19 protein-coding genes and 1 pseudogene are annotated in these 24,805 nt (G+C 32.7%); 2 read left to right on the top strand and 18 right to left on the bottom strand.

Going from position 1 to position 24,805, the window contains the following annotated elements; translation table 11 throughout:
* Window positions 1-119: 119 nt before the first annotated feature.
* The 6 genes from EVJ46_06750 to thiE form a co-directional block, all read right to left on the bottom strand.
* A complete protein-coding gene (locus EVJ46_06750; GenBank protein ID RZD15891.1) occupies window positions 120-920 on the bottom strand; it encodes an orotidine-5'-phosphate decarboxylase in 801 nt (266 codons plus the stop codon).
* A 159-nt stretch (window positions 921-1,079) separates the two neighbouring features.
* Complete coding sequence (locus tag EVJ46_06745) at window positions 1,080-2,444, bottom strand: S41 family peptidase (protein RZD15890.1); 1,365 nt, start codon at window positions 2,442-2,444, stop codon at window positions 1,080-1,082.
* A gap of 124 nt (window positions 2,445-2,568) precedes the next feature.
* On the bottom strand, window positions 2,569-3,303 hold the full coding sequence (locus EVJ46_06740; protein RZD15889.1) for a hypothetical protein: 735 nt from the start codon (window positions 3,301-3,303) through the stop codon (window positions 2,569-2,571).
* 11 nt (window positions 3,304-3,314) lie between these two features.
* The gene (locus EVJ46_06735) at window positions 3,315-4,244 is read right to left on the bottom strand and encodes an FtsX-like permease family protein (GenBank protein ID RZD15888.1); all 930 of its coding nucleotides are present in this window, start codon (window positions 4,242-4,244) and stop codon (window positions 3,315-3,317) included.
* Complete coding sequence (gene ftsE, locus EVJ46_06730) at window positions 4,225-4,863, bottom strand: cell division ATP-binding protein FtsE (protein ID RZD15887.1); 639 nt, start codon at window positions 4,861-4,863, stop codon at window positions 4,225-4,227. The genes EVJ46_06735 and ftsE overlap by 20 nt, the downstream gene beginning before the upstream one ends.
* 24 nt (window positions 4,864-4,887) lie before the next feature.
* Window positions 4,888-5,568, bottom strand: coding sequence for a thiamine phosphate synthase (gene thiE / locus EVJ46_06725; protein ID RZD15886.1), 681 nt, complete (start codon window positions 5,566-5,568; stop codon window positions 4,888-4,890).
* Between the two features lie 598 nt (window positions 5,569-6,166).
* Here thiE and EVJ46_06720 point away from each other — a divergent pair.
* Window positions 6,167-6,277 (top strand): annotated as a pseudogene (locus EVJ46_06720) (HU family DNA-binding protein).
* 75 nt (window positions 6,278-6,352) lie between these two features.
* On the opposite strand, the gene EVJ46_06715 reads toward EVJ46_06720, so the two are convergent.
* From EVJ46_06715 to EVJ46_06680, 8 genes are all read right to left on the bottom strand, one after another.
* Window positions 6,353-8,050 carry a cobyric acid synthase gene (locus EVJ46_06715; GenBank protein ID RZD15885.1) on the bottom strand — a complete coding sequence of 566 codons (1,698 nt, stop codon included), beginning with the start codon at window positions 8,048-8,050 and terminating at the stop codon, window positions 6,353-6,355.
* 83 nt (window positions 8,051-8,133) lie between these two features.
* Window positions 8,134-10,290, bottom strand: coding sequence for an HD domain-containing protein (locus EVJ46_06710; protein RZD15884.1), 2,157 nt, complete (start codon window positions 10,288-10,290; stop codon window positions 8,134-8,136).
* Window positions 10,291-10,292: 2 nt separating this feature from the next.
* Window positions 10,293-11,273, bottom strand: a complete 981-nt coding sequence (locus EVJ46_06705) for an acetyl-CoA carboxylase carboxyltransferase subunit alpha (GenBank protein ID RZD15883.1) — start codon at window positions 11,271-11,273, stop codon at window positions 10,293-10,295.
* 54 nt (window positions 11,274-11,327) lie between these two features.
* Window positions 11,328-15,452: a DNA polymerase III subunit alpha gene (locus tag EVJ46_06700; GenBank protein RZD15882.1), complete on the bottom strand. Its 4,125-nt coding sequence runs from the start codon at window positions 15,450-15,452 to the stop codon at window positions 11,328-11,330.
* Window positions 15,453-15,642: 190 nt separating this feature from the next.
* Window positions 15,643-17,202 (bottom strand): glutamine-hydrolyzing GMP synthase, encoded by a 1,560-nt coding sequence (guaA, locus tag EVJ46_06695; protein ID RZD15881.1) that lies wholly within the window; start codon window positions 17,200-17,202, stop codon window positions 15,643-15,645.
* A gap of 74 nt (window positions 17,203-17,276) precedes the next feature.
* On the bottom strand, window positions 17,277-18,734 hold the full coding sequence (guaB, locus tag EVJ46_06690; protein RZD15880.1) for an IMP dehydrogenase: 1,458 nt from the start codon (window positions 18,732-18,734) through the stop codon (window positions 17,277-17,279).
* An 85-nt stretch (window positions 18,735-18,819) separates the two neighbouring features.
* A complete protein-coding gene (locus tag EVJ46_06685) occupies window positions 18,820-19,761 on the bottom strand; it encodes a hypothetical protein (GenBank protein ID RZD15879.1) in 942 nt (313 codons plus the stop codon).
* A gap of 220 nt (window positions 19,762-19,981) precedes the next feature.
* Window positions 19,982-20,500 (bottom strand): gamma carbonic anhydrase family protein, encoded by a 519-nt coding sequence (locus EVJ46_06680; protein RZD15878.1) that lies wholly within the window; start codon window positions 20,498-20,500, stop codon window positions 19,982-19,984.
* A 161-nt stretch (window positions 20,501-20,661) separates the two neighbouring features.
* Here EVJ46_06680 and EVJ46_06675 point away from each other — a divergent pair, with 161 nt between their 5' ends.
* Window positions 20,662-21,033, top strand: coding sequence for a hypothetical protein (locus EVJ46_06675; protein RZD15877.1), 372 nt, complete (start codon window positions 20,662-20,664; stop codon window positions 21,031-21,033).
* A 307-nt stretch (window positions 21,034-21,340) separates the two neighbouring features.
* Here EVJ46_06675 and EVJ46_06670 read toward each other — a convergent pair whose 3' ends face one another.
* From EVJ46_06670 to EVJ46_06655, 4 genes are all read right to left on the bottom strand, one after another.
* Window positions 21,341-22,510, bottom strand: a complete 1,170-nt coding sequence (locus EVJ46_06670) for a 1-deoxy-D-xylulose-5-phosphate reductoisomerase (GenBank protein ID RZD15876.1) — start codon at window positions 22,508-22,510, stop codon at window positions 21,341-21,343.
* Between the two features lie 120 nt (window positions 22,511-22,630).
* Entirely contained in the window at window positions 22,631-23,482 is an 852-nt protein-coding gene (locus EVJ46_06665) for a hypothetical protein (GenBank protein ID RZD15875.1), read from the bottom strand.
* On the bottom strand, window positions 23,439-24,167 hold the full coding sequence (locus EVJ46_06660) for an isoprenyl transferase (GenBank protein ID RZD15874.1): 729 nt from the start codon (window positions 24,165-24,167) through the stop codon (window positions 23,439-23,441). The genes EVJ46_06665 and EVJ46_06660 overlap by 44 nt, the downstream gene beginning before the upstream one ends.
* Window positions 24,167-24,727, bottom strand: coding sequence for a ribosome recycling factor (locus tag EVJ46_06655; GenBank protein ID RZD15873.1), 561 nt, complete (start codon window positions 24,725-24,727; stop codon window positions 24,167-24,169). The genes EVJ46_06660 and EVJ46_06655 overlap by 1 nt, the downstream gene beginning before the upstream one ends.
* Window positions 24,728-24,805: the final 78 nt, after the last annotated feature.

Genomic DNA, 24,805 nt, shown 5'->3' with positions numbered 1-24,805 from the left:
ACAATTAAGAATAATAATATATTTAAACAAACGGTTTAAATATATTATTGAATATATCATTGAATATCCTCGGATATGATATATATAAAGAAATAACGCGATAGCTTTTCTAAAATATGTCAGCCGATTTCAATTTCCCTGTAAATATTCTTAAGCGACGCGAGCGGTTCAGGAGCATGAGTAATCGGTCTGCCGACGACAATATAATCCGCTTTATTTCTAAAGGCTTCAGACGGGGTCATTATTCTTTTCTGGTCATCATGCCGGTTTTTTACAGCATTTTCTTTTCCTAAAGCGTTTTGTTTTTTTATATTATTTTCTTTTAGCCTGATGCCCGGGGTTATTGTTTTAAAATCTTCCCCAAACATTTTTTTAATGCTCAGAGATTCAAGAGGAGAACAGACGACGCCGTCAAGACCGGATTTTTCGGCAAGACCTGCGAGATGCAGCGCAATACTTTCGGCTATATTTTCCGGATATCCGTTATGAGCAGAATTGTCATGAAAATCAAAAACTTCTTTTATATCTTCTGAAGAAAAACTGGTCAGAACAGTAACGGCAAAAAGTTCAATTTTTTTGCCTGCCGTTTCCTGAGCTTCAGATAGACCTTTTTTTGCCGCTTTCATCATTTCTATTCCGCCGGAAGCATGCACGTTTATTATATCCGCACCTAACAATCCGGCTGATTTTACCGCATTATATACTGTATTCGGAATATCGTAAAATTTTAAATCCAAAAAAATTTTATACCCTGATTTTTTTAGAAATACCAGAATTTCATTGCCGCAATTTAAAAAAAGTTCCAGTCCAATTTTGTAAATATAAGCTTCTCCTTCAAGTTTGCCTATTAAAGTTTTGGCGTCTTCAATATTATTAAAATCTAAGGCTACTATTACTTTTTTTTTATAATCGTTGAACATATATTAATGTTATTTATGAGGACTAAGTTGGACTAAGTTATATTATCCGCAATGATAAAACTTGGCTTAACAAGATTTTTTCATTCGGCTAATATTATATTTCTGTAGAGTTTAATAAAAAAAATTATAAGCCCTCTCATTAAAATTCTTATATCAAGATTAATAATTCTTTAAAGTATTCCAGCTTTTTAAAAGTTCATAAGCAAACTTTAGCTGATTGTCTTTTTTAAAATACACCGGCAATGCATTCTGCTTTATTTCCTTTTTGATTTTCAGACTTTCCGGATTTTTAAAATGGTGCCTTAAATCAATTTCCCTTAATTTTGGCAAAGGTTTTACAAATATAAAATCTTTAGATGAATGAACGATAAAGTTAGGAGTAACTCCGGTATTTTGAATAGAAACATGATTCGGAAGAAAATAAAAAGCCGTAGTCAAACCCATGCCGGTACCCTCAGGCAAGTGATAAACTGTTTGTACGGAACCCTTTCCGAATGTTTTTGTTCCTATGACGACAGCCCTTTTATGAGCCTGAAGACTTCCGGATGTAATCTCCGCAGCGCTTGCAGTTCCAGCATTAACAAGCACCGCTATAGGATAATCCGGCTGTAAATGCTGCTGCAGAGCATAATATGTTTCATCCTGAGATTTAATTCTGCCTTTAGTGTAAACTATTACGCCTTTACTAATAAAATCGCTGCAGACTTTGACAGCTTGATTTAATAAACCTCCGGGGTTATTCCTTAAATCAATTATTAAGCCTTTAAGTCCGTGTTCTTTTTTATTTAATATGCTAAGCGCATTTAACAGCTGACTGTTAGTGTGAGCCTGAAAACTTGAAATCCTCACATAACCTATATGGTCAGGCATAACCATATATTTTACGCTTTTTAACAAAATACGTTTCCTTTCTATTATAAATGTTTTAGGTTTTTTAAAACCTTTTCTCATGATTAAAAGGTTGACTTTAGTGCCGGGCTTACCCTGAAGCAGTTTAACCGCTTTCATAATACCCATTTTGAAAGTCGATATTCCGTTAATTTTTTCTATAATATCCCCTGACTTGATACCTGCTTTGTAAGCCGGCGTACCGTCGATAGGAGAAATAATTACTATATGATTATTTCTTGATGAAATTTTTATTCCTATTCCGACAAATTCTCCGGTAGTTTCCTCTTTCATTTGTCTGAATTCGCTTTTAGTTAAAAAATAGGTGTGCGGGTCTAATGTTGCCACCATGCCTTCTATTGCACCGTAAATTAATTTTTTAGAATTTTCATTTTTAACATAATTCTTTTCTATTAAGGTATAGACTTTAGAAAACAGTCTGATATTCTTTAAAGCATCTGCAGATATATCTGCTTTTTTCAGATAATGCTGCGGTGTTTTTGCTGAAGCGGCATTTTTTATATATGTTTTTGTTTTAATAGTATTAACATTGCCTGCCGCATCAGAACTTACAGGAAATATTAACGGCAATATCGCAGCAAGAAAGAAAAACAGCAAAATATTTTTATTTTTCAATTAAATTCCTCCATATACCAATACTGATAATTACAACTTTTATTTATAATTTTATTTTTATTTTACGATTCTTATTTTTATTCTTATCTCTATGAATTTATTTTATAACATTATCCCTATAAATTTATTTTATAACAATAAATTTTATATCATGATGGCTTTTGCTTTTTATCTTATTTTTGATTTTATGAATCAATTTTATAACTTTCTTTCTCAAAAATCTACTGTTTTTATTATTTGTGCGAGATTCTTCAGTTTTCATTCTATTAATATTATTTATATAATTTTGCGAATCCGCAATAATTTTTTTTAATTTTAATTTTGATTCGGATAGACCGTCTATTTCTTTTTTAAGCTTCTTTCTTTCAAAAACTATTTCTTTATTAATTTTAGCAAATTTTTTATCGCGGTTTATCAATTTCTTCAATCTGTATTCTTCATGGTTAAGCAAATTTTTTAGAATATAATTAGAAATGACATAATTGCTATTTTTATCGGATAAGTTTATTATATCGGCATCTCTTTCTTCGTTTATTACAAAAATATCTTTCAAAAGCCGCGTAACGATAAAACCTGAATTTTTAATTTTTTTTTTCAATTTTTTTAATATTATATCCGTATATTTAATTTTATGATTTAATTTATTTGATTCTTTTTTCTTTTTTTCTAAATCTTTGTAAAGTCTATTTAACGATAATTTATATAATTTTAATTTATTAATTATCGATGATGAACTTTCATAAAATATATGCCTATGCTTAATAAACGGAGATGCGAACGCCGCAGATTTTGCCGTCCCTGTAAACAGTATAAAAAATACGGCTATAAATAAAATTCTTTTGAGTCTTTTTAATTGCATTTTTTAATAAGTTAGAAAAATTTTCTTGATGAAAAATAAGTTCCCAAAAAACCGGACAGTAAGGCAATAAAAAAAATAATAAGAACATCAAAGCCGTTCAAAAATATAATATTAATTTTAAAGAAAGAAAGAAATTTATTAAATTTATAATATATAAAGATATTAAATATAGCGGATAGCAAAATCAGCGATAAAATAAACGCTATCACCGAACCCATAGCGCTTTCTATATACATCGGAATTTTTATATAATTATTCGTAGCGCCTATCAGTTTTAATATTTCAATATCGTTTTGTTTTCTTAATATAATAAGTTTAATGGCGCTGTAAGAAACAAAAACGGACGAGATAAATAAAAACAGCAAAACAATAAATCCGATCATTTTAGTGAAAAAAACAAATTGATTTATTTTATCTTCCATAAGTTTGCTGTAATAAACAAATTTTATATGCCTCATAGATTTTAAACGCAGATATATATTAGACAGATATATTTTGCTTATATAATTCGGTTTAAAATATATTTTAATAATACGGGGAAAATACGACGGTTTAATCTTAGCTAAGATAGTTTTTATATTAGGCGTGTGTTTGAGCATAAATTTGTATGATAATTTATTGGAATAGTACTTAACTTTTTTCACGCCTTTAAATTTTTTTATTTTATTTATAATATTAGCTGCCGTTATTCTATTAGTGAGATTTGCTCCATTACTGTGCGTATTTTCTAAATTTTTTAAAAAAATTATCATGGTATTATTTTTTTCGAATGAAAGCATATAATTATAAATATTAATATAGCTGAGCATAAAAAAAAGCATAATAAAAAAAGAAAATGACATTATGCTTAAGGCAAAGATATTCCCTGCGATATTTGATTTAATATTCAAAAACGCTATTTTGATATAATTATTTAAATAATTAATTTTTTGTGATATCAATTACCCTTGCCCTTCCTAATTCAATTAAAGTTTTATCATGCGTTGCTATTATCATTGTCGTTCCTTTATTATTGAACGATTTTAATATATCTATTATAATTGATGCCGTCTCGAAGTCAAGGTTGCCGGTAGGCTCATCCGCAATAAGCACAGACGGATTCTGCACAAGGGCTCTTGCTATAGCAACCCTTTGCTGCTCGCCGCCTGAAAGACTCAGCGGATATTCGTCTTTCTTCTGGTATAATTCAACGGCTTTTAGAATTTCTGTAACGTTTTTAGCAATAATAGAACCTGAAACTCCGGAAATTTCAAGTCCAAGCGCCACATTCTGAAAAACGGTTCTGTTAATGAGAAGTTTGAAATCCTGAAAAACAAATCCGATTTTTCTCCTTAAAAAAGGAATTTGTTTAGGATGAATGGCGGAAATATCCTCATTAAAAACATTAATTTGACCGTGCGTCGGTTTTTCCATAGCAATTACCATCTTCATAGTGGTAGTTTTGCCTGCGCCTGACGGTCCGGTTATAAAGACAAATTCTCCTTTATATATATTGAAGGATAAATCCCTTAAAATATAATTTTTATCATAAGATTTATAAACATGCATAAATTCTATCAAAATAGTTAAACCTCTTATCTTATCTTATCTTATCTTATATTGTCTTATATTATTAAACTTTCTAGCCGCATCCAGCGGGTCTTCGGCTCCGGCAACGGCGCTTATAACCGCAACGCCTTTAATACCGGTGTTTATTATTGTTTCTACGTTGTCTAAGTTTATCCCGCCGATGGCTATAACCGGTATTTTTACGGAACGGCATATTTCTGCTAACATGTCAACGCCTATCGCTTTACCGGCATCCGATTTTGACGATGTATTAAAAACAGAACCTGCGCCGACATAGTCCGCACCTTCAGTTTCTGCTTTTTTGGCTTCGTCAGGATTTTTAACGCTGACGCCTGCAATTAATTGAGGATATATTTTCTTAATATAGGTCAGCGGCAAATCGTCGTCTCCGACGTGGACGCCATCAGCTCCTGAAAGAGCTGCTATATCAGCACGGTCATTAATAATTACGAGGGGTTTGTTTTCCTTGCAGCCGCATAAACTAAAAAATTTTATCAATTTAACCGCAATACAATACAAATCTTTACCGTTTATATTTTTATTTCTGAGCTGAAACAGAAAAGTTTCGCTCTTAACGGCAATACTGCCCAGATTAATAATTTCATCGGCGACATCTTCAGCGCTGCCGGTATATTCAGGGGTTATAATGTTCAATATGAATTGTTTATTAAAAGTATTCACTTTTAAAAATGACATAATTAATTTTATTTTTTTAAATATTTATTTAGTGTATAATAAAAATGAAAAATCAAGACTGAAAAATAATCTTAAAAAATACACATCGGTAATATGCCTCTTGGCAATACGATTGTATAATCTATTATTATATATAAAAAATTAATATATTACTATAATATAAATATACCTCAATCCTGCAATAGAAAATATTTATGTATTTCTTTGCTCGGTTAAGCAAAATATAAGGAAAAGGCGTCAGATTTTATTTTTATTGCATATGGAATAGTTCAATTAACAAAGAAAATATTTGCAAAAAAATTAATCTGACACCTTTTCCGAAACAGGCAGATTATTTTAAAATTGACAAACTGACCTTATTTATATTATAACAATACAATATTACAATATAAACTATTTTTAATTATTGTAAATTTTCCTTGACAAAAGTCATAGCTAAAAATAGAATAAAATATATTAAAGGAGGTGATTAATTTTGAAGAAGCTTACAGTGTTAATCGTAGGAATGTTTTTGGTTTTATCTACTTTAGCATTTTCCGGATGCGCCAAAAAAGCGGCTGCTCCCGCACCAAAAGCGCCTGCTGCGCCTAAAGTAGTAAAAAAGGCACCTATGGCACCTAAAAAAGTGGTTAAGAAAACAGCTAAAAAGACAGCAGCTAAAAAGACAGCTATGGTAGCTAAAAAGACAGTAACAGCTAAAAAGAAATAAGCTAACTTATTTTTATTAATTTATTTTTAAAAGTTTATGCCCATAATTTTTCATAAAAAAGTTATGGGCATTTTTTTAGAATATTGATTCAATCGAAGTCATATTTATATTTTTTTCTAAGACATCTGCTAATAATTCAAAATTATAATTTTTAACTTTTTTATAATGGAAATCATGGTGCCGGACGGTATTTTCATTAATAATTAAATTTTTATCACATTTATTTCTGCAATTTTTATCATTTTTATCATTTATTTTCTTTTTTACCAGAGCGGAAACTATAATATTTCTGAATATATCATTTTCAAACAAACCATGCACATAAGTTCCTATTAAAATATTGCCGCTATCTCGAGATATAGATATAATTCCTTTTCCTGTAAAATCACTGAATATTTCTTCCGTTACGATATTCGTTTCTTTTACGCCGGCAGTATTGAAGGTGAAAGACGACACCCCGTTATGTATTTCATAGCCGTCAAGCACTATCTCTTCATAGCGTTTATCTGTAAAAAAATCTAATTTATTATTTATTTTATACTTCCGGTTAAAAAGTATTTTTTCTTTTTTTATTACGGTTTCCATATCAAAAAAGCCGAAGCCTTCGATACTTGATTCTTGAGATTCCAGCCGCATAGGGTCATTTATGTCCTTTCCCATCATTTGGAAGCCGCCGCATATACCAACTATAATACTGTCTGAGTTATGACGATAATTTTTAATGCAGTTAAATAACCCATTTTTTTTAATTTTTTTTAAATCTGGAATAGTAGATTTTGTTCCGGGGATAATAATTATATCAAATTCGTTTAAATATCTTGCTACATCGGCATCCTGCACGGGTACATTTTTAATAAAAGACGCGTCAAATCTATCATCAAGAAAAAGAGGGTCAAATTCATTAAAATTTGAAATACTGTCTAAATACACTATTCCGATTTTAAACCTGCCGTTCTTATTTTTCCAAGTTTCAGATTTAAATTGTCTGAATCCGTGAGCTGTAAAATTATTCTTATCGGATATTATTTTTTTAATTCCGTCGTAGTATTCCAAACTCAGGCTGTCTTCAGCTTCTATATATAAATTCTCTATATACGGCACAACTCCTAAACATAAAATACCTATTTTTTTTTCTATTATTTCAATCCCCGGTTTAAGAATTGATACGTCTCCTCTGAATTTATTAATAACAAATCCTTTTATTAATTTTTTCCATTTATCCGGTAAAAGCATTATAGTACCGTAAATAGACGCGAATACGCCTCCGCGTTCTATATCCGCTACGAGTATCACGGGGATATTATAAATCTCGGCAAAACCCATATTCGCGACATCGGCGTCATAAAGATTTATTTCTGCGGGACTGCCTGCTCCTTCAATAATTACAATATCATTTTTATCTGACAGGTATTCAAAACTTTCTTTAATTATTTCGACAAATTGAGCTTTTTTAGAATTATACTCCTGAAAAGTCATATTGCCGAAAAATTTTCCGTTTACAATCAAATGCATCAGGTTATTTTCAGAAGGTTTTATTAAGATAGGGTTCATAAACTTTGTGGGTTTTATGCCGGCTGCTTCAGCCTGCATAGACTGAGAACGCGCAATTTCAAAGCCGTCATCCGTCACATAGCTGTTTAAAGACATATTTTGAGGCTTAAAAGGCGAACAGTTCAAACCTTTATTTGCAAAATAACGCAAAAAACCCGCCGTTATAGAACTTTTACCGGCGGAACTTGATGTTCCCTGAATCATAAAATATTTAGCGCTCATTAATTATTATTTTACAATTTTTATAATTATAAATAATTGGGGTTGACACCATATTGTTTTATTATTTTTTTCGCTCTATTTTTTTATTGTTCTTTTAACGCCGTTTCTTCTTCAGAAACGACCTTAAAAAAAATATCTACTATATTCGGGTCAAATTGCGTCCCTGAACATTTTTTTATTTCAAGCAGCGCTTTTTCTTTAGGCATAGCTTTTCTATAAGGACGGTCAGTGGTCATAGCGTCAAAAGTATCTATAACAGCTATAATTCTTGAGCCTACCGGTATCGAATTGCCTCGCAATCCCTCAGGGTATCCTTTTCCGTCGTATCTTTCCTGATGATGTAGAACAATATTTGCTACAGGAGCTAAAAATTTTATCTTTTTTAATAAATTAAAACCTATTTCAGGATGTTTTTTTATTTCTTCATATTCTTCATCGGTAAGTTTGCCTTGTTTATTTAAAACAGAATCTCTTATACCGATTTTACCGACATCGTGCAGTACTGCGCCATATTTTATATCCCTTATAGCAGTTTCGCTTAAACCCAATTTTGAGGCTATTAATGTCGCATATTCTACAAGCCTGTCTCCATGGTTTTTAGTATATTCATCCCTTGCTTCTATCGCTTCGGACATAGAATTAATAGTTTCAAAATGCGCTTCTTCTACCGCATTAAGACTTTCGGCATTTGACAGCGCCACTGCAATGATGTCTGAAACAGCCGATAAAAAATCTAAGGAGTCTATCAAACCGGCAGCATTGTTTGGCTTATTATTTGCATATTTCTTTTTATGCTCGCCGTGATTATCTTCTTTTTGCAAGTTTTCATTTTCAAGACTATTCTCATTTAAAAGAAAAATAAATCCAATAAAATTTTTTTCCGTTTTAAGTGGAATTATTATCTCGCACAGCTCAAACAAATCCTTAAAAGATTTATCATTTTTTTCTTTTCTGCTTTCTTTTTTGTATATATTTTTACTGCCGTTATTTTTATTGCAGTATGCTGATGCTGCGCCGTTCTTGTTATAATTGTTATCATAATTATCGACTTCGAATGAGGAAATTATTCCTGCGCGTTCAAAAATATTTTCATTAAGATTTCTGATGACGGGTTTAAAAATTTTTAGACAGTTTAAACATAATTCTTCCCCCGCAACGAATGAGGACGGCAAAGTAATAAATTGTGGCGGCGGCGCCGGTTTGCCGTCAACATTTTCGGTTTTGCCGAAAGCATACGTCGTAGCTTCTTCAACGTCATTGCGGCTGAAATTTCTATTATCTACTATGCTTTCCGCTTCGCGTGTTTTACCTTGTTCTCTTATATACAATTTTAATAATTTGAGGCGCAAACTTCTAAAATAAGGACATTCAGTGCATTTAGAGAGAATTATATCTGATTTTTCGCATTTGCAAAGGTTTGAAATTTCGTTAATATGCGCGCATTGAAAATTTGGGGACGTGTAACATTGCAGTGTGCTGTTATATAATTCGCATTCCGGTTTACTGCAATTAAAAAATTCATAGCAAAATTTATTCTCTTCTTTATCCACAAAATATACTGCGGCTGCGCTTACGCCGGTAAATTCTATTAATTTATCTGCGCTTAAGCTTAAAATGTTCGATAAATCCAGCGAGGACGATACTAAGTTGGATACTGAAAGAAGAGTGCCTATTTTTTCATTCTGCTGTTTTTGATTAAGATATAAAAAATTTGCATTTTCAAATAACGTAGAATTATAGATAAATATTCCGCCTATCAAGGCGATAAAATTACCGATTTCTTCATCCTGTTCGGAAAATTCGTAAATATTTTCAGAATAAATATTAAGAGCTCCCAGCACAAGCGGTCCGGCAAAAATAGGTATGCTCAGAAGAGACGTCATTCCTGAAAACTGTTTCTCAACTTCATAGTAAGCATCGGTTAAATTTTCTTTAAAATCTTTAATAACAATGGGTTCGCCGTTTTCAATAACGGAACCGATTATGCTTTCTCCAATATTTAGCGTAAAATCTTCTTTTATAAATTGATTTTTTTTATAGTATTTTACGCAATCTATTTTATCCGATAATTCCGGACCTCCCGGTTTAGTGAGTTCATCATTAACAACAAATATTGTAATTAAATCGCTTTTTATAAATTTTGAAGCAGTTATGGCAATTTTTTCATAAACATCTTCCTTTGAATTTTTTGACAATAAATCTTTGGACATAAAATATGCAATTTCAGGAAATTCTACCATAATCAGCCTTTATTTACCCTATCTATGTTTATCCATTTTTTAATTCTTTCTTCCCTTATAATATCCGGTTTTTTATTTTTTAAATCGTTTATAGTTTCTATTATTATATTTTTTAAACCGGCAGCCGCATCAAGTTTATTTCTATGCGCTCCGCCCGGAGGTTCCTGTATTATTCCGTCTATAATACCCAAACCGAGTAAGTCTTTAGAGGTAAGTTTAAGCGCATTTGCGGCGTCTTCGGTTTTAGATATGTCTTTATATAAAATAGAGGCGCATCCCTCGGGAGATATTACGGAATACATAGAATATTCGAGCATAAAAACTTTATCTGCAGCTCCGAAAGCAAGCGCTCCTCCGCTTCCTCCTTCGCCTATTATTATAGCTATGACGGGCACTTTTATATTAAGCAGCGTGTAAATTGAACGGGCAATAGCTTCAGATTGTCCTCTTTCTTCAGCTCCGAGTCCCGGGTACGCACCTGGAGTATCTATGAAGGTTACGACTGGAATTAAATATTTTTCAGCGAGTTTAAAAAGTCTTTGAGCTTTTCTGTAACCTTCAGGGTTAGGCATACCGAAATTCCTCTGCATTTTATCTTTAGTCGTTCTTCCTTTTTGATGCCCGACTACAAGAACTCTTTGCGGTTTTGACGCAGCATTGTCTTTTTTGATAAATCCGAATCCTCCGACAACGGCTCTGTCATCCATAAACGCCCTGTCTCCATGCATTTCTATAAAATTATCGGTAATAATATCTATATAGTCTAAAGTGTGGGGTCTGGAAGGATGCCTAGAAAGCTGAGCAATCTGCCAGCTATTTAAATTTTTAAATATTTCATTTATAAGCTTGTCTCTTTTAAGTTCAAGGTTTTTTATTTCTTCGTCCGCATTCGCCGTACTGTTGATATTAAATGTTTTCAGTTCTTCTATCTTATTTTCAATTTCGCCTATCGGTTTTTCAAAATCTAACAAGTATGCTGCCATAATTTTTACAGTATATTTATTTTAATTTATAAATTATTAATAAGATATTTTATATTAGATTATTCTTATGCTTTGCGCAATATCTGTTTTTCTCAAAGCTTCTATATCAACTAATATATCATCATTTAGTTTTATCTCGATATTTTTTGCCTTTATTAAAACCTTTGATGTGCCGCTGCAATTTATAAATCCGATTTTTAGCCGATTTATGAAATTTTTAAATTCTTCTTTGTTTTTATCATATATATTTTGCGGTGAAATTTCAATAACACATAGCTTATTGCTGTCAATATTATTAATGTTTTTATTATTGTTATTTTTACTATCGTTAATGCTATTATTATTTTTATTAATACTATTGTCATTTTGCGCATTCTTTAAGCTTTTATTGTTTTTAATAATATAACTGTCTAATAAATCGATTGTATCCCCGATAATTTTAATATTATAATCGCGCGCGTCAAAATCTGCATCGTCAGTAAAATTTTTGCTATCTTTATATTCATTTTCGCTATTTTCACTATCTTCATAAGAACTATTATTTTTTTGCACGGCAGAATCTTTTTTTGATGCAGCCGAACTTATCTGGTCAGACGACTCGTCAACCCTGCCTGAAATAACCACCGGTTCCGAAGTGTTGAATATATTTTCATATTTTATATAATTTTTAGGAAAAAAAACAACTTCAACCGATACATCCGCATCGCTTAAAACAAATGACGCCATTTTTTCATTATTTCTAGTATTATGCACCTTCAGCTGATTGACAATCCCGCATAAAACATACTTTTTTTTATCATTTCGATTATATTTTTGTTTATAATTCAGATTTTTCACGACGTCCCGATTAGACCCGCTGCCGTCATTATTTTTATCATCGCCCGCGCTTGCATTTAATACACATTCTTTTATAAAAGATGAAATGGAATAATCAGTAATAAGACTTATTTTTTCTTCATAACCGTCTAAAGGATGTCCTGAAATATAAAAGCCTATCGCTTCTTTTTCATAAGCTAAAATCTCTTTCTTGTCATACTGAATTGCTGCTGCATCTTCAGCAGATAGGATATCCTCATTAAACCCTTTGCTCCAACCGCTATTAAACTTATTAAATGAAGAAGAAAAATGTCCGTCATCCGATTCCATATTAAACAGCAGCGGCAATTCAAACTGATCAGATGATTTCTTTTGTCTAATAGAAGCGGCTTCCTGCATTACCTGTTCCAATTTTTTAAGCATGCTTCTTCTTGTTTCATAGCCGTTAATATCTAAGGCTCCGCTTTTAATTAGATTTTCTATAGTTCTTTTATTAACTTTTCTGGTATCTACCCTTGAACAAAAATCAAGTAAATCCTTATAGTTACCGTTTTCTCTTTCAGATAAAATGGATTCGATAGCCGCGTCTCCGACATTTTTTATTGCTCCCAGTCCTATCTGTATAACATTTTTTTCGTTTAGATCAACTGCTGCAGAGACAATATCTGCGGCATATTTTGACGCATTTTTAATTAAATTTTCTTTAATATCGGGATGATTCTTCAGCGGTAAAACGGTAAAATGTTTTGTAGAATAATTTACGGAAGGCGCAATTATTATTGATTGATTAGATTCATTAATTATTTTTGCAAGTTTATCCGTATTTGACATTTCGCTTGAAAGCAATGCGGCAATAAAATAATCTGGATAATTAGCCTTAAGATATGCAGTCATATAAGCTACAAGAGCATATGCGGCAGAATGGGATTTATTGAAACCGTATTCTCCGAATTTTGTTATAAGCGAAAATATTTTTTCGGAAATGCTATTGTCGATATTATTATTTTTGCATCCTTCTATAAATTTGTTCCTCATTTTTTCAATAAGTTCTGCATTTTTCTTACCTACGCCTTTTCTTAAAACATCGGCGTCGCCCATGGAAAAGTTAGCTAATTTAATAGCAATCTTCATTATCTGTTCCTGATATAATATTACGCCGTATGTTTCTTTAAGAATATCCTCTAATAGCGGATGCAGATATTTAATTTTTTTAACGCCGTTTTTAGCTTTAATAAAATCATCAACCATGCCGCTGCCGAGAGGACCAGGTCTGTATAACGCCACAAGAGGGATAATATCTTCAAGCGATTTTGGAGCCAGCTTTAAAAGCAATTCTTTCATTCCAGAACTTTCAAGCTGAAAAACACCTGTCGTATCACCGCTTGAAAGAAGTTTAGATGTTTTTAAATCTGCTAAATCTATATTATAAATATCAAATTCTTCTTTTATGCCGTTATTTTTATTTGCTTCATTAATAAGATTTATAGCTTCTTTCATGACGGTTAAAGTTTTAAGACCTAGGAAGTCGAATTTTATAAGACCTATTTTTTCAACGCCTTCCATAGTATACTGGGTTGTAACAACATCGCCGTCTTTAGAGCCTTTATACAGAGGCAGATATTCATTAAGCGGTTTATTTGCTATAACAACGCCTGCGGCATGGGTCGAAGCATGCCTGGTAAGACCTTCAAGTTTTTTTGCTATTTCAATCAACTTTTTTACTTTATCGTCGTTCTGTATCATCTCCCTCAGCTTAGGCTCCTCTTTTATAGCTTCGTCAAGAGTTATCTTAAGCGTATTAGGTATTAGTTTTGCAATTTTGTCCACGTCGCTGTACGGCATATTTAAGGCTCGTCCGGTATCCCTGATGACGCCTTTTGCAAGCATTGTTCCGAAAGTAATTATTTGCGAAACATTGCTTTCTCCATATTTTGCAGCAACATATTTTATAACTTCGTCTCTTCCGTTAATGCAAAAATCGCTGTCTATATCAGGCATACTTATTCTTTCCGGATTTAAAAACCTTTCAAACAGCAAGTCGTATTTTATCGGGTCAATATCTGTAATTTTTAAACAATATGCGACTAAACTTCCGGCTGCAGAACCTCTTCCGGGTCCGACAGGAATATCGTGTTCTTTTGAATATTTGATAAAATCGGAAACTATTAAGAAATATCCTGCAAACTTAGACTTTTTTATTACGTCTATTTCTCGCTCCAATCTCTGTCTGTATTCTTCTATGCGCGGTTTATAGACCTCTTTGCTGTTTATTCTTTCTTCAAATCCTTCTCTGGCGTCATGTTCAAACAATTCTTCCATATTTTCGCTATTTTCAGCAGCAGGAATGCCGTCGCCGTTAACAGCCGATATTGATGATATATTATTAGCGCTATCTGCGCTAATATTAGCAACTTTCTTTGGTTTGTAAGCCGGAAAATGAAATTCGCCTAATTTGAAATTGAAATTAATTTTATCGGACAAATCGGCAGAATTTGTTAAAACGGATTCGGGATAATCCGAAAATGCATCATACATTTCATGTGCAGACTTGAAATAAAGGTCTTTGGTCGTAAATCTCATCCTGTCTTTATCATCTACTTTTTTACCGGTCTGTATGCATAATAAAATATCGTGAGCCTCATAATCTTCTTTTAATAAATAATGGCAATCGTTTGTCGCAACCACAGGTATGGAATATTTCTGTCCTAATTCAAGCAGTACTTTATTTATAATATTTTGTTCTTTAATTCCATTTTCCTGGACTTCCAGATAAAACCTGTCGTTATTAAAAACTTTAGAAAAAAATTGAACGCTTTTAACGGTTTCTTCAACATTTCCGGATAAAATTTTTTGCGGAATTTCGCCTTTAAGACAGGCGCTTAAAGCAAAAAGCCCTTTGTTATATTCCTGCAAAATTTCCTTGTCTATGCGCGGTTTATAGTAAAACCCTTCTAAATAAGCTTTTGATACAAGTTTGCATAAGTTTTTATATCCTTCGTCGTTCATGGCAAGAAGAATCAGATGATAAGAATGTTTCTCATTCTGATTTTTAGCAAACCTCGAACCTGGAGCAACATATACTTCGCATCCTATGATAGGTTTTACTCCTTTTTTTACTGCTTTTTCATAAAACTCCAGCGCTCCGAACAAATTGCCGTGGTCGGTAATGGCAACGGAAGGCATATTAAATTCTATAGATTTATTTATTATATCGTCTATTTTATTTGCGCCGTCAAGCAGACTGTACTGCGAATGAAGATGGAGATGCGCAAATTTTAAAGCCGCTGCCGCTTTGTTTGCGGCATCTGGAACCTTTACTGCGGCAGGGTTTTCGTTATTAGCTTTAATTACGGCGATGTCCATTTTTTTATTTTTATTTTCGTTTATATCGGTTATACTAAGTTTTAATTTATAATCGATAATATTAATTACTATATAAGTTTTAACATATCGATTTTTATTTAATTTATATTTATTATTATTTAATTATAATATATTTACCGCTATCTGTCTCATCTTATACACTTATTGTTTTTTTGCTGCTTCGCTCTTTTTACTCCCACTCGATAGTCGAAGGCGGTTTTGAAGATATATCATAAACGACTCTGTTGACACCTTTGACTTCGGATATGATTCTTGAAGATATCTGTCTTAATATTTCATAGTCCAATTTTGCAAAATCTGCTGTCATCCCGTCCAAAGACGTCACTGCCCTTATAGCGATTAAAGATTCATAACTCCTTTTGTCGCCCATAACGCCGACTGTTTTAACCGGAATAATTACCGGAAAAGACTGCCATATTTTGTTATAAAGGTTATTTTTTTTAATCTCTTCGGCTACTATTGTATCGGCTTTTCTCAACATTTTCAAACTATTCTCTGTAACTTCGCCTATAACCCTTATTGCAAGCCCGGGTCCGGGGAAAGGCTGTCTTTCCGTTATCGCATCCGGAATATTTAGTTTTTTGCCTATTAAACGGACTTCATCTTTGAATAATTCTCTCAGCGGTTCTATCAGCTTAAAATTAAATTTTTTTGGGAGTCCGCCGACATTATGATGACTTTTGATTATGCTTGAAGAACCATAAACGGGGACGGATTCTATAACATCCGGGTAAAGGGTCCCCTGAACTAAAAATTTTGCGTTTTTTATTTTATCAGCTTCTTTTTCAAAAATATTAATAAATAATTTTCCTATGATTTTTCTTTTTTTCTCAGGGTCGCTTATGCCTTTTAAGGCGCTTAAAAATATTTTTTCGGCTTTTACCAATTTTACGTTTAAAGATAAATTTTCCTTATAAAATTTAAAAACATCCCTTGCTTCATTTTCTCTTAAAAGACCGTTATCTACAAAAATGCAGACAAGTTTATCGCCTATTGCCCTGCTTACTAATACTGCCGCTACAGTAGAATCTACGCCGCCTGATAATGCGCATATGGCGGCATTATTACCGTTAGTATCGGGAGATATTTCCGTTTTAATTTCTTTAATCTTGTCTTCAATGAAATCTGATAACTTCCAATTTTTTTTAACTTCTGCAATATCAAATAGAAAATTATTTAATATTTTATGTCCGCATATTGTATGCGCAACTTCAGGATGAAATTGAAGACCGTATATTTTTTTTTCCTCATTTTCGAAAGATGCGATATTGCCGTTTTCAGTTTTTGAGGTAATAATAAAATCATTCGGAGGCGAAACTATTATATCGCCATGACTCATCCATACCGGATCATCATCGCCGCATCCGGCAAATAATTTGCTTTTTTTTGCAATTTCCAGTTTTGAATAACCGTATTCTCTGTTTTTTGCGGGTTTTACTTCACCGGATAATAAATAGGCGATAAGCTGCATGCCATAGCATATACCGAGAAAAGGCACATCTATTTTAAATATTTCATTTGATATTAGAGGCGCGCCTTTATCGTAAACAGAAGATGGACCGCCGGAAAGAATGATGGCCGCCGGATTAAAATCTTTTATTTTTTCTATCCGGCTTGAAAAAGGATATATTTCGCAGTAAATACCGCTTTCTCTGACTTTTCTCGCTATAAGCTGCGTATATTGCGAACCAAAATCTATTATTAATACTTTTGACGAATTTACCTTCATGTTTTATTATAATTTATTTTATAAGATATAATTTTTTTATTTATTTTATTTATAGAATATTATACAGGCTGCAATCAATCAAGTCTGTAATTTGGCGCTTCTTTAGTAATTATAACATCATGCACATGGCTTTCTCTCAGTCCGGAAGAGGTAATTTTCATAAATTTTGTTTTTGTTCTCATTTCTTCTATTGAATGTACGCCGGAATATCCCATGCCTGCCCTTAATCCTCCTATTAGCTGATGTATAGTTTCCGATAAATTACCCTTATAGGGAACTCTTCCTTCAATTCCTTCAGGTACGAACTTAGATTCTTCGTTCTGGTGAGACTGAAAATATCTGTCCTTAGAGCCGTTAACCATAGCGCCTAATGAGCCCATTCCTCTGTAAACTTTATAACTTCTGCCCTGATAAATTATAGTTTCTCCGGGACTTTCTTCGGTTCCCGCAAAAAGATTACCCATCATAACAGAATTTGCTCCGGCTGCCAGAGCTTTGCAAATATCTCCTGAAAACTTAATACCGCCGTCAGATATGACGGGAATACCATATTTTTCATAAATTAAAGAACATTCCATAACCGCCGAAAGCTGAGGAACGCCGACGCCTGCAATAATTCTGGTAGTGCATATAGAACCGGGTCCGATTCCTACTTTAATTGCGTCTATTCCGGCTTTCGCAAGCGCTTCAGCAGCATCGTAAGTAGCAATATTACCGGCAATTAATTCACAATTAAAATTCTTTTTTATGTATTTTATCATATCTATAACACCTTTGGAATAGCCGTGAGCAGTATCTATAACTATGGCATCGGCTTCGGCCTCAAGCAGAGCGGCGACTCTTTTTTCCGTTTCTTTTGAAGTTCCAACCGCGGCAGCGGCTCTCAGTCTTCCAAGCGAATCTTTGCAGGCGCTGGGATATTTCTTAATTTTCTCTATGTCTTTAATAGTTATTAGACCTTTCAAATTATAATTTTTATCGACTACAAGAAGTTTTTCTATTTTTCTTTCGTGCAGTATCTTTTTAGCTTCTTCCAGCGTAGTGCCGACCGGTACTGTTATGAGATTTTCTTTAGTCATAATATTTTCTATTTTTTCGTTTGTATTCTCTACAAATCTTAAATCCCTATTAGTCAAAATCCCTACAAGTTTTTTGTCCATTACTACCGGCAAACCTGAAATCATATATTTTTTCATTAAATCCAAGGCATGAGAAACTGTTTGCTCGGCAAAAACAGTAACAGGATTAGTTATCATACCGCTTTCAGATTTCTTAACTTTATCCACTTCTGTTTTTTGTTCTTCAACGGTCATATTTTTATGAATAACGCCTATGCCGCCTTCTCGGGCAATAGCTATTGCAGTTCTTGATTCTGTTACCGTGTCCATCGCAGCGCTCACAAACGGTATGCTTAAATTGATATTTCTGGAAAATTTTGTTTTAATATCCACATCTTTAGGTAAAATATCAGAATAATCAGGCACAATTAAAACGTCATCAAAACTTAATGCTTCTTTAATGATATTTTTCATATGATTCCCTCTAAATTTTTTTATGATTAAATTTATTTGCTTTCGGAAAAGGTGTCAGACACCTTTTCTTTTCAAATTTTTATACTTAGATATCTGCTATAGATTTATCATAAGTTATAAGTCCTTCAAGCAGACTGCATTCAGAATCTGTTATATGCGAAGCGTTAAAAAAATCCATACTTTTTAGACAGATTGCGGTGCCTGCAATTACCAAATCTTCCCTTCCATGCTCAATACCTGTTATATTATATCTTTCTTTATTATCGGAGCTGCAAAAAATTTTATATATATTCTTAATATTTTCTCTATTTATTTTATAACCGTGGATTTTTTCTCTGGAGTAATCTTCAAGCTGCATATCGACCATAGCAATAGTCGTTATCGTGCCGGCAGTGCCTAAAAGACTCAGAGGCTGCCGAAAATTATATCCTGAAGTTAATAAATCATTCTTCAAAATATTTATGCTATTTTCTATATACAACTCCATATTTAATATTTCATCCGGTTCAGGCGGGTCAGATTTTAAAAATTCTTCTGTAAGATGAATAGCTCCGATGTTAATACTTTTTTTCCATAACGGCAGACCGGCTTTGCAGCAGATATATTCGGTAGAACCGCCGCCTATGTCAATAGCGTAAAAATCTTTCAATCCGTCGAAACAATTTTCTATGCCGGATAACGTAATTTCAGCTTCTTTTTCACCGTCTATTATATTGACTTTAATACGAAACTCGTCATATATTTTATGTGCTACGGCTTGTCCGTTCGGGGCGTCTCTCATAACGCTTGTGCCTGTTGCAATGACATCTTCGGGATTTATATTATAACGGCGGATGACGCCGGAGTAATACGCCAATACTTTCATTGCCCTATCGATAGCAGATTGATTAATGATCCCTGTCTTTTTAAAATTTTCTCCGAGTCTGACAATTTTCATATCGACAAACAGAGGTCTCAGAACGTCTTTTTTTGATTCTGCGATAATGCATCTTACTGTGTTGGTTCCAATGTCTATTGCAGCAAACATTATATATACCCTGTAATAAATATAATAAACACCGTAATATCAGGTTGTTGCCGTTAACAGCGGCGAAGTCCGGTTAAATATTTTGTTCGCCCGCCGCTACAATTTTTTTAATTAGCGGGCAAATGCCTATTTTTTCATTTTTTTATCGCAATAATTAAAATATTTATTATTATAATCTTATAATAATGCTATCTCAAAGTTACCTCAAACTTTTTTTGACTTAATTACTGTCGTTCCTGTAATTTTTAACATAGTTTATATAATTTTGAGCGGATGAACTTATTGATTCTATATCTTTTTGCGTAAGACCTTTTTTTACAATACCGGGAACTCCCGCGACAAGACTGCCTTCCGGAACAACAAAACCCTCTTTTATAACCGTGCCGGCTGCTATTATGCAATTATTGCCTATTACTGCTCCGGTTAAGACTATCGCTCCGATTCCTATTAAACAATTATCTCCTATAGAACACCCATGCAGGTTAACGCTATGACCTACGGTAACGTTATTTCCTATAATTAGAGGTCCGGTATCGTGCTGGACATGCAGAACGCTGTTATCCTGAATATTTGTTCTTTCGCCTATTTTTATATAATTTACGTCCCCTCTTATAACCGAACCGTACCAAACGCTTGAATCTCTTTTGATTTCAACGTCGCCTATTATTGTTATATTGTCGCAAAGATAAACAGAATCGTGAATATTTGGAATTTTATTTAAATAACTGCTAATAATCATTTATAATCCTCCATTTTTATTATATTATATTATATATAACGGCTAAGGTAAATTTAAAAAATTATTTTCTGTTTTTATTTTAATTAATTTAAATTTAAAAAATTATTTTCTGTTTTTTTCTGTTTTTATTTTTAATATAATAATCAATTATAATTTATACTATGGAACTAAATAAAATAAAAGAAATATTGCAAACAGGCCTTTCAGAAGAAAACTTAATATTGCTTCTGCCTGAAATTATTATAAATTTAGAGATAGACCCTTTCTTGATATATACTTTAAGGTCGGTATTTTTAGATATAATTTCGCTTTATGAAGAAACCGGAAAATTAGAGCCAGTTCAATCGCAAAATAATAATAAAGTAAGCAGTATATCTAATTTTATAGTTAAACAAAAAGCTAACGCTTATTTAAAAGATACTATTATAAAAATAATAGACCTCGTCATAATAGATGCTCCTCTAGAAATAAAATACAAGGAAGCGACGCTGCTCATCACCAATTTGATAGATTTAGAGTTTAAAGAACTTTAAATTAATCAGAATTATGGACAGACGCCATTTTTTCGTAGATTAATACTAATAAAGAATTGACCCCAACTTCACCGCTTTTATTATTCTAAAATTATAACCCATTAATATTATTACATTTTATTTTTTATTTTGCAGCCCCCATAAGCATTTTTTATTGCCCATAAATATAGTAATGCTGCTGATAATTATGATGAATTTGGATTAGATAGCCTAGTTTATTTGTCTGATTAAGCCTGTCGCCGTAACGTAACGCTCCATAACTGCGGTTAAGGTTAATAAGCTATGTAAGCTATCTAAACTATGCGAATTATATTAATTCTTTTGCTATTTCTTTTGCTATCCTTTTTGCTTCCAGCACATCGCCGATATTATCTATTTCAAAAGTGATATGCCTTTCCATAACCTCTTTTACTTTCTCGGCAATTCCCGTAAAATTAATATTTCCTTCAAGAAATTTTTTTACAAAAAATTCATTAGCTTCGCTGAAAACACACGGCATACTTTTTTTTATTTTTAATGCATTTCTTGCAAGCAGAATGAAAGGAAATTTTTGCAAATCCGGTTCAAAAAATTGCAGGCTGCCTATTTTAGTGATATCAATAGAATTCATTAATCCGTTTAATCTCTCCGGATAAGACAACGCATAACCTATGGGTCCTTTCATATCAGCATCGGCAAGTTGAGCCAGTATTGTTCCGTCATGGAATTCAACCATAGAATGAATAACCGCCTGCGGATGAACGACAACATCAATGGCATTTTCCTCAACGCCGAATAAATAATGCGCTTCTATTATTTCCAGCCCTTTATTTGCCAAAGTAGATGAATCGATAGTGATTTTTTCACCCATTTTCCATTTAGGATGGTTTAAAGCCATTTCTTTTGTAACGCTGCTTAATTTTTCATATTCAGTATTAAGAAAAGGACCGCCCGAAGCGGTTAAAATAAGTTTCTTTAAATCTTTTTTAAGACCGCAGCTTAAACATTGAAAGATAGCGGAATGTTCCGAATCTACCGGAATTATCTTGGAATTTGTTTTTTTTGACAGTTTTATGAGAATATCGCCTGCGGTGACCAGAGATTCTTTATTTGCAAGAGCTATATCTTTTCCCGCAAGTATAGTGTAATACGAGGCTAAAAGTCCGGAAGAACCGCTTATAGAATTAAGAACAATATCTATGCCGTCCGATTCAATTATTTCCTTTAAATCTTTATCTTCATGAAATACGGCGGCATTTACAAAATTTTTTTTAAAATATATTCTTGCGTTTAACGCCTCATTTTTATCAGAAATAAAACAATATTCAGGTTTTAGCTTTATAGCCTGTTCTAATAAAATTTCAGAATAATGACCCGCAGAAATTGCATTTACCTTAATCTTATCAGGATATGACAACGCTACTTCCACGGCTGCCCTGCCTATTGAACCTGTTGAACCTGCTATAAATATTTTTTTTAAATTAGAGATGGGAGCCATTGCCGTTAAATTCCGTTTTATTTTAATTATTGTTGTTTGATTGTTTTATTCCCTATCCATATATATCATATCTGTCATATCATATTCATATCATATCTATCTATCTATTATTGCTTAGTGCTATTTATTGTTAGTTAAAGTAAGATAAAAAACCATATAATAAAAAACAGGCGCTGATAAAATTAAACTGTCTATCCTGTCAAGTATGCCGCCGTGACCCGGGATAATACGTCCTGAATCTTTTTTACCGGCAATTCTTTTAATGAGAGACTCGGCTAAATCGCCGAACATTCCGGCAATGGCAGCCATTCCGGCAATAAAAATATATATTAAAATATTTGCCTGTTCAAAATTATTACCTGCTAAAATTTTAAAAATAATTGCTGCGCCGATAGCTCCGGTAAAACCGCATATAGCGCCTTCGACCGTTTTCTTTGGACTTAAAGACGGATATAAAAGATGTTTTCCGAAATGCCTGCCGCCATAATACGCAAATATATCAGAAGCCCATATTATAACGAACAGAAGCAGCAATAGCAGTCTGCCTTCAGTTAAATTAAATATTTTCACGATAAATGATAAAAAAAAGCCCGCATAGACAATAGAAAATATATCTAAATAAATACTGCGCCCGTTTTCTGAATTAAAGAATAAAACATTTTTCAGCAGCAATAAAAAAGATGACGCAAAAAAAACGGGAATAAATAAACTTGCAGGCAAAAAAATATTTGAATAGGCTACGACAATAGACAATAAGGCAGGAATGATAAAAAAATCCGGTTTATTTAAATCCTGAATCAAAAACAATTCATACGAAGAAATTGAAATTAATACTGCGCAAATAAAAAAAAATCCTGCGCTGTTAAGCAAAAAAATAGATAGAATAATTAAAATACCGAATGCTATGCCGGCGATAAATCTTTTAAAATCAAACTTTAATTTTCCCAAATCTCCTAATCCTTTTTTCGTAATTTTTAAGAGCGGATATTAGATTTTTTCTGCCAAAATCAGGCCACATCGTTTTGGTAAAATATAATTCGGTATATGCTATCTGAAAAAGTAAAAAATTGGATATCCTTTCTTCTCCTCCGGTTCTGATTAATAAATCAGGGTCTGGGATATTTTTAGTATAAAGATAGGAAGAAAAAATATCATCATTTATTGAATCTAAGTTTTTGAGTTTGCCTTTTTTGAAATCTAACGCTAATTTAGCGGCAGAATTTATTATTTCTTCACGAGCACCGTAGCTCAAAGCCAATACTAAAAAAATATCGCTATAACCGGATGTTTTATCTATGGCGTCTAAAATATTTTTTTTAGCCGAATAGGGAATTTTTTCAATATTTCCTATAATGTTAAAATTTATTTTATTTTTAATGAGCATAGGAAGTTCATTTGAAATATACTGCTCAAGAAGGTGCATTAAAGAATCTACTTCTTTTTTTGGTCTCTGCCAATTTTCTGATGAAAATGCAAAAACCGTAAGATATTTAATTCCGAATTCTAATGAGGATTTCAGTATATTTCTTAGTGCATCAATTCCTTTAATATGCCCTTCTATCCTGTCTAAATTTCTTCTTTCCGCCCATCTTCCGTTACCGTCCATTATAATTGCAATGTGACGCGGCAAATTATCAAATATAATTTTTTCTTTCATTAAATTTCCATAATATCTTTTTCTTTAGCTTTTGTAATTTTCGTTATCTCTTCTATATAAGAATCCGTTATCTCCTGAACTTTCTTCTGCAGTTTAAATGATTTATCTTCTTCTATCGCTTTTTCTTTTTCGGCAGATTTTATTTTATCGTTGGCAGCGCGTCTGATGTTGCGCAGCTCCTGCTTCATGGATTCTAACATCTTGCTGATTTGCTTATTGATATCTCTTCTTCTTTCTTCGGTAAGCTGCGGAATAAGTATTGTAATACTTTTGCCGTTATTTGAAGGATTTAACGATGGATCGTGTTTTTGTATAGCCTTCTCTATACTTGCAAGCGAACTTATATCATATGGATTGATCATGATAGTTCTGCTTTCCGGAATAGAAACGGTTGCTAGCCGGATTAACGGAGACAGTGCTCCAAAATACTCAACTTTAACATTGTCTACTAATGCAGCCGATGCTCTGCCGGTTCTAATTCTGGAAAGCTCATTCCTATAAGCTTCTACAGCCTTAATCATATCTTTCGTCAGTACCGAAATTAATTCATTTTCGTCCATAGAATCATTCCTTTAAATAAAAAATAAATGTCTGAAATATTAATTACTTCTTTTGTCAGAATTTAATATAAACGTCTT

Origin of the sequence: Candidatus Acididesulfobacter guangdongensis, from assembly GCA_004195045.1 — a bacterium.
GTDB lineage: Bacteria > SZUA-79 > SZUA-79 > Acidulodesulfobacterales > Acidulodesulfobacteraceae > Acididesulfobacter > Acididesulfobacter guangdongensis.
Note: the sequence above shows the minus strand (reverse complement) of the source record. Positions and strands in the feature narration are given on the sequence as shown.

Coding starts and splice junctions, on each gene's coding strand:
- EVJ46_06750 (RZD15891.1), bottom strand. CDS start 920: ATGTTCAACGATTATAAAAAAAAAGTAATAGTAGCCTTAGATTTTAAT.
- EVJ46_06740 (RZD15889.1), bottom strand. CDS start 3,303: ATGCAATTAAAAAGACTCAAAAGAATTTTATTTATAGCCGTATTTTTT.
- thiE (RZD15886.1), bottom strand. CDS start 5,568: ATGTCATTTTTAAAAGTGAATACTTTTAATAAACAATTCATATTGAAC.
- EVJ46_06715 (RZD15885.1), bottom strand. CDS start 8,050: ATGAGCGCTAAATATTTTATGATTCAGGGAACATCAAGTTCCGCCGGT.
- EVJ46_06710 (RZD15884.1), bottom strand. CDS start 10,290: ATGGTAGAATTTCCTGAAATTGCATATTTTATGTCCAAAGATTTATTG.
- EVJ46_06705 (RZD15883.1), bottom strand. CDS start 11,273: ATGGCAGCATACTTGTTAGATTTTGAAAAACCGATAGGCGAAATTGAA.
- EVJ46_06700 (RZD15882.1), bottom strand. CDS start 15,452: ATGGACATCGCCGTAATTAAAGCTAATAACGAAAACCCTGCCGCAGTA.
- guaA (RZD15881.1), bottom strand. CDS start 17,202: ATGAAGGTAAATTCGTCAAAAGTATTAATAATAGATTTTGGTTCGCAA.
- guaB (RZD15880.1), bottom strand. CDS start 18,734: ATGAAAAATATCATTAAAGAAGCATTAAGTTTTGATGACGTTTTAATT.
- EVJ46_06685 (RZD15879.1), bottom strand. CDS start 19,761: ATGTTTGCTGCAATAGACATTGGAACCAACACAGTAAGATGCATTATC.
- EVJ46_06680 (RZD15878.1), bottom strand. CDS start 20,500: ATGATTATTAGCAGTTATTTAAATAAAATTCCAAATATTCACGATTCT.
- EVJ46_06675 (RZD15877.1), top strand. CDS start 20,662: ATGGAACTAAATAAAATAAAAGAAATATTGCAAACAGGCCTTTCAGAA.
- EVJ46_06670 (RZD15876.1), bottom strand. CDS start 22,510: ATGGCTCCCATCTCTAATTTAAAAAAAATATTTATAGCAGGTTCAACA.
- EVJ46_06660 (RZD15874.1), bottom strand. CDS start 24,167: ATGAAAGAAAAAATTATATTTGATAATTTGCCGCGTCACATTGCAATT.
- EVJ46_06655 (RZD15873.1), bottom strand. CDS start 24,727: ATGGACGAAAATGAATTAATTTCGGTACTGACGAAAGATATGATTAAG.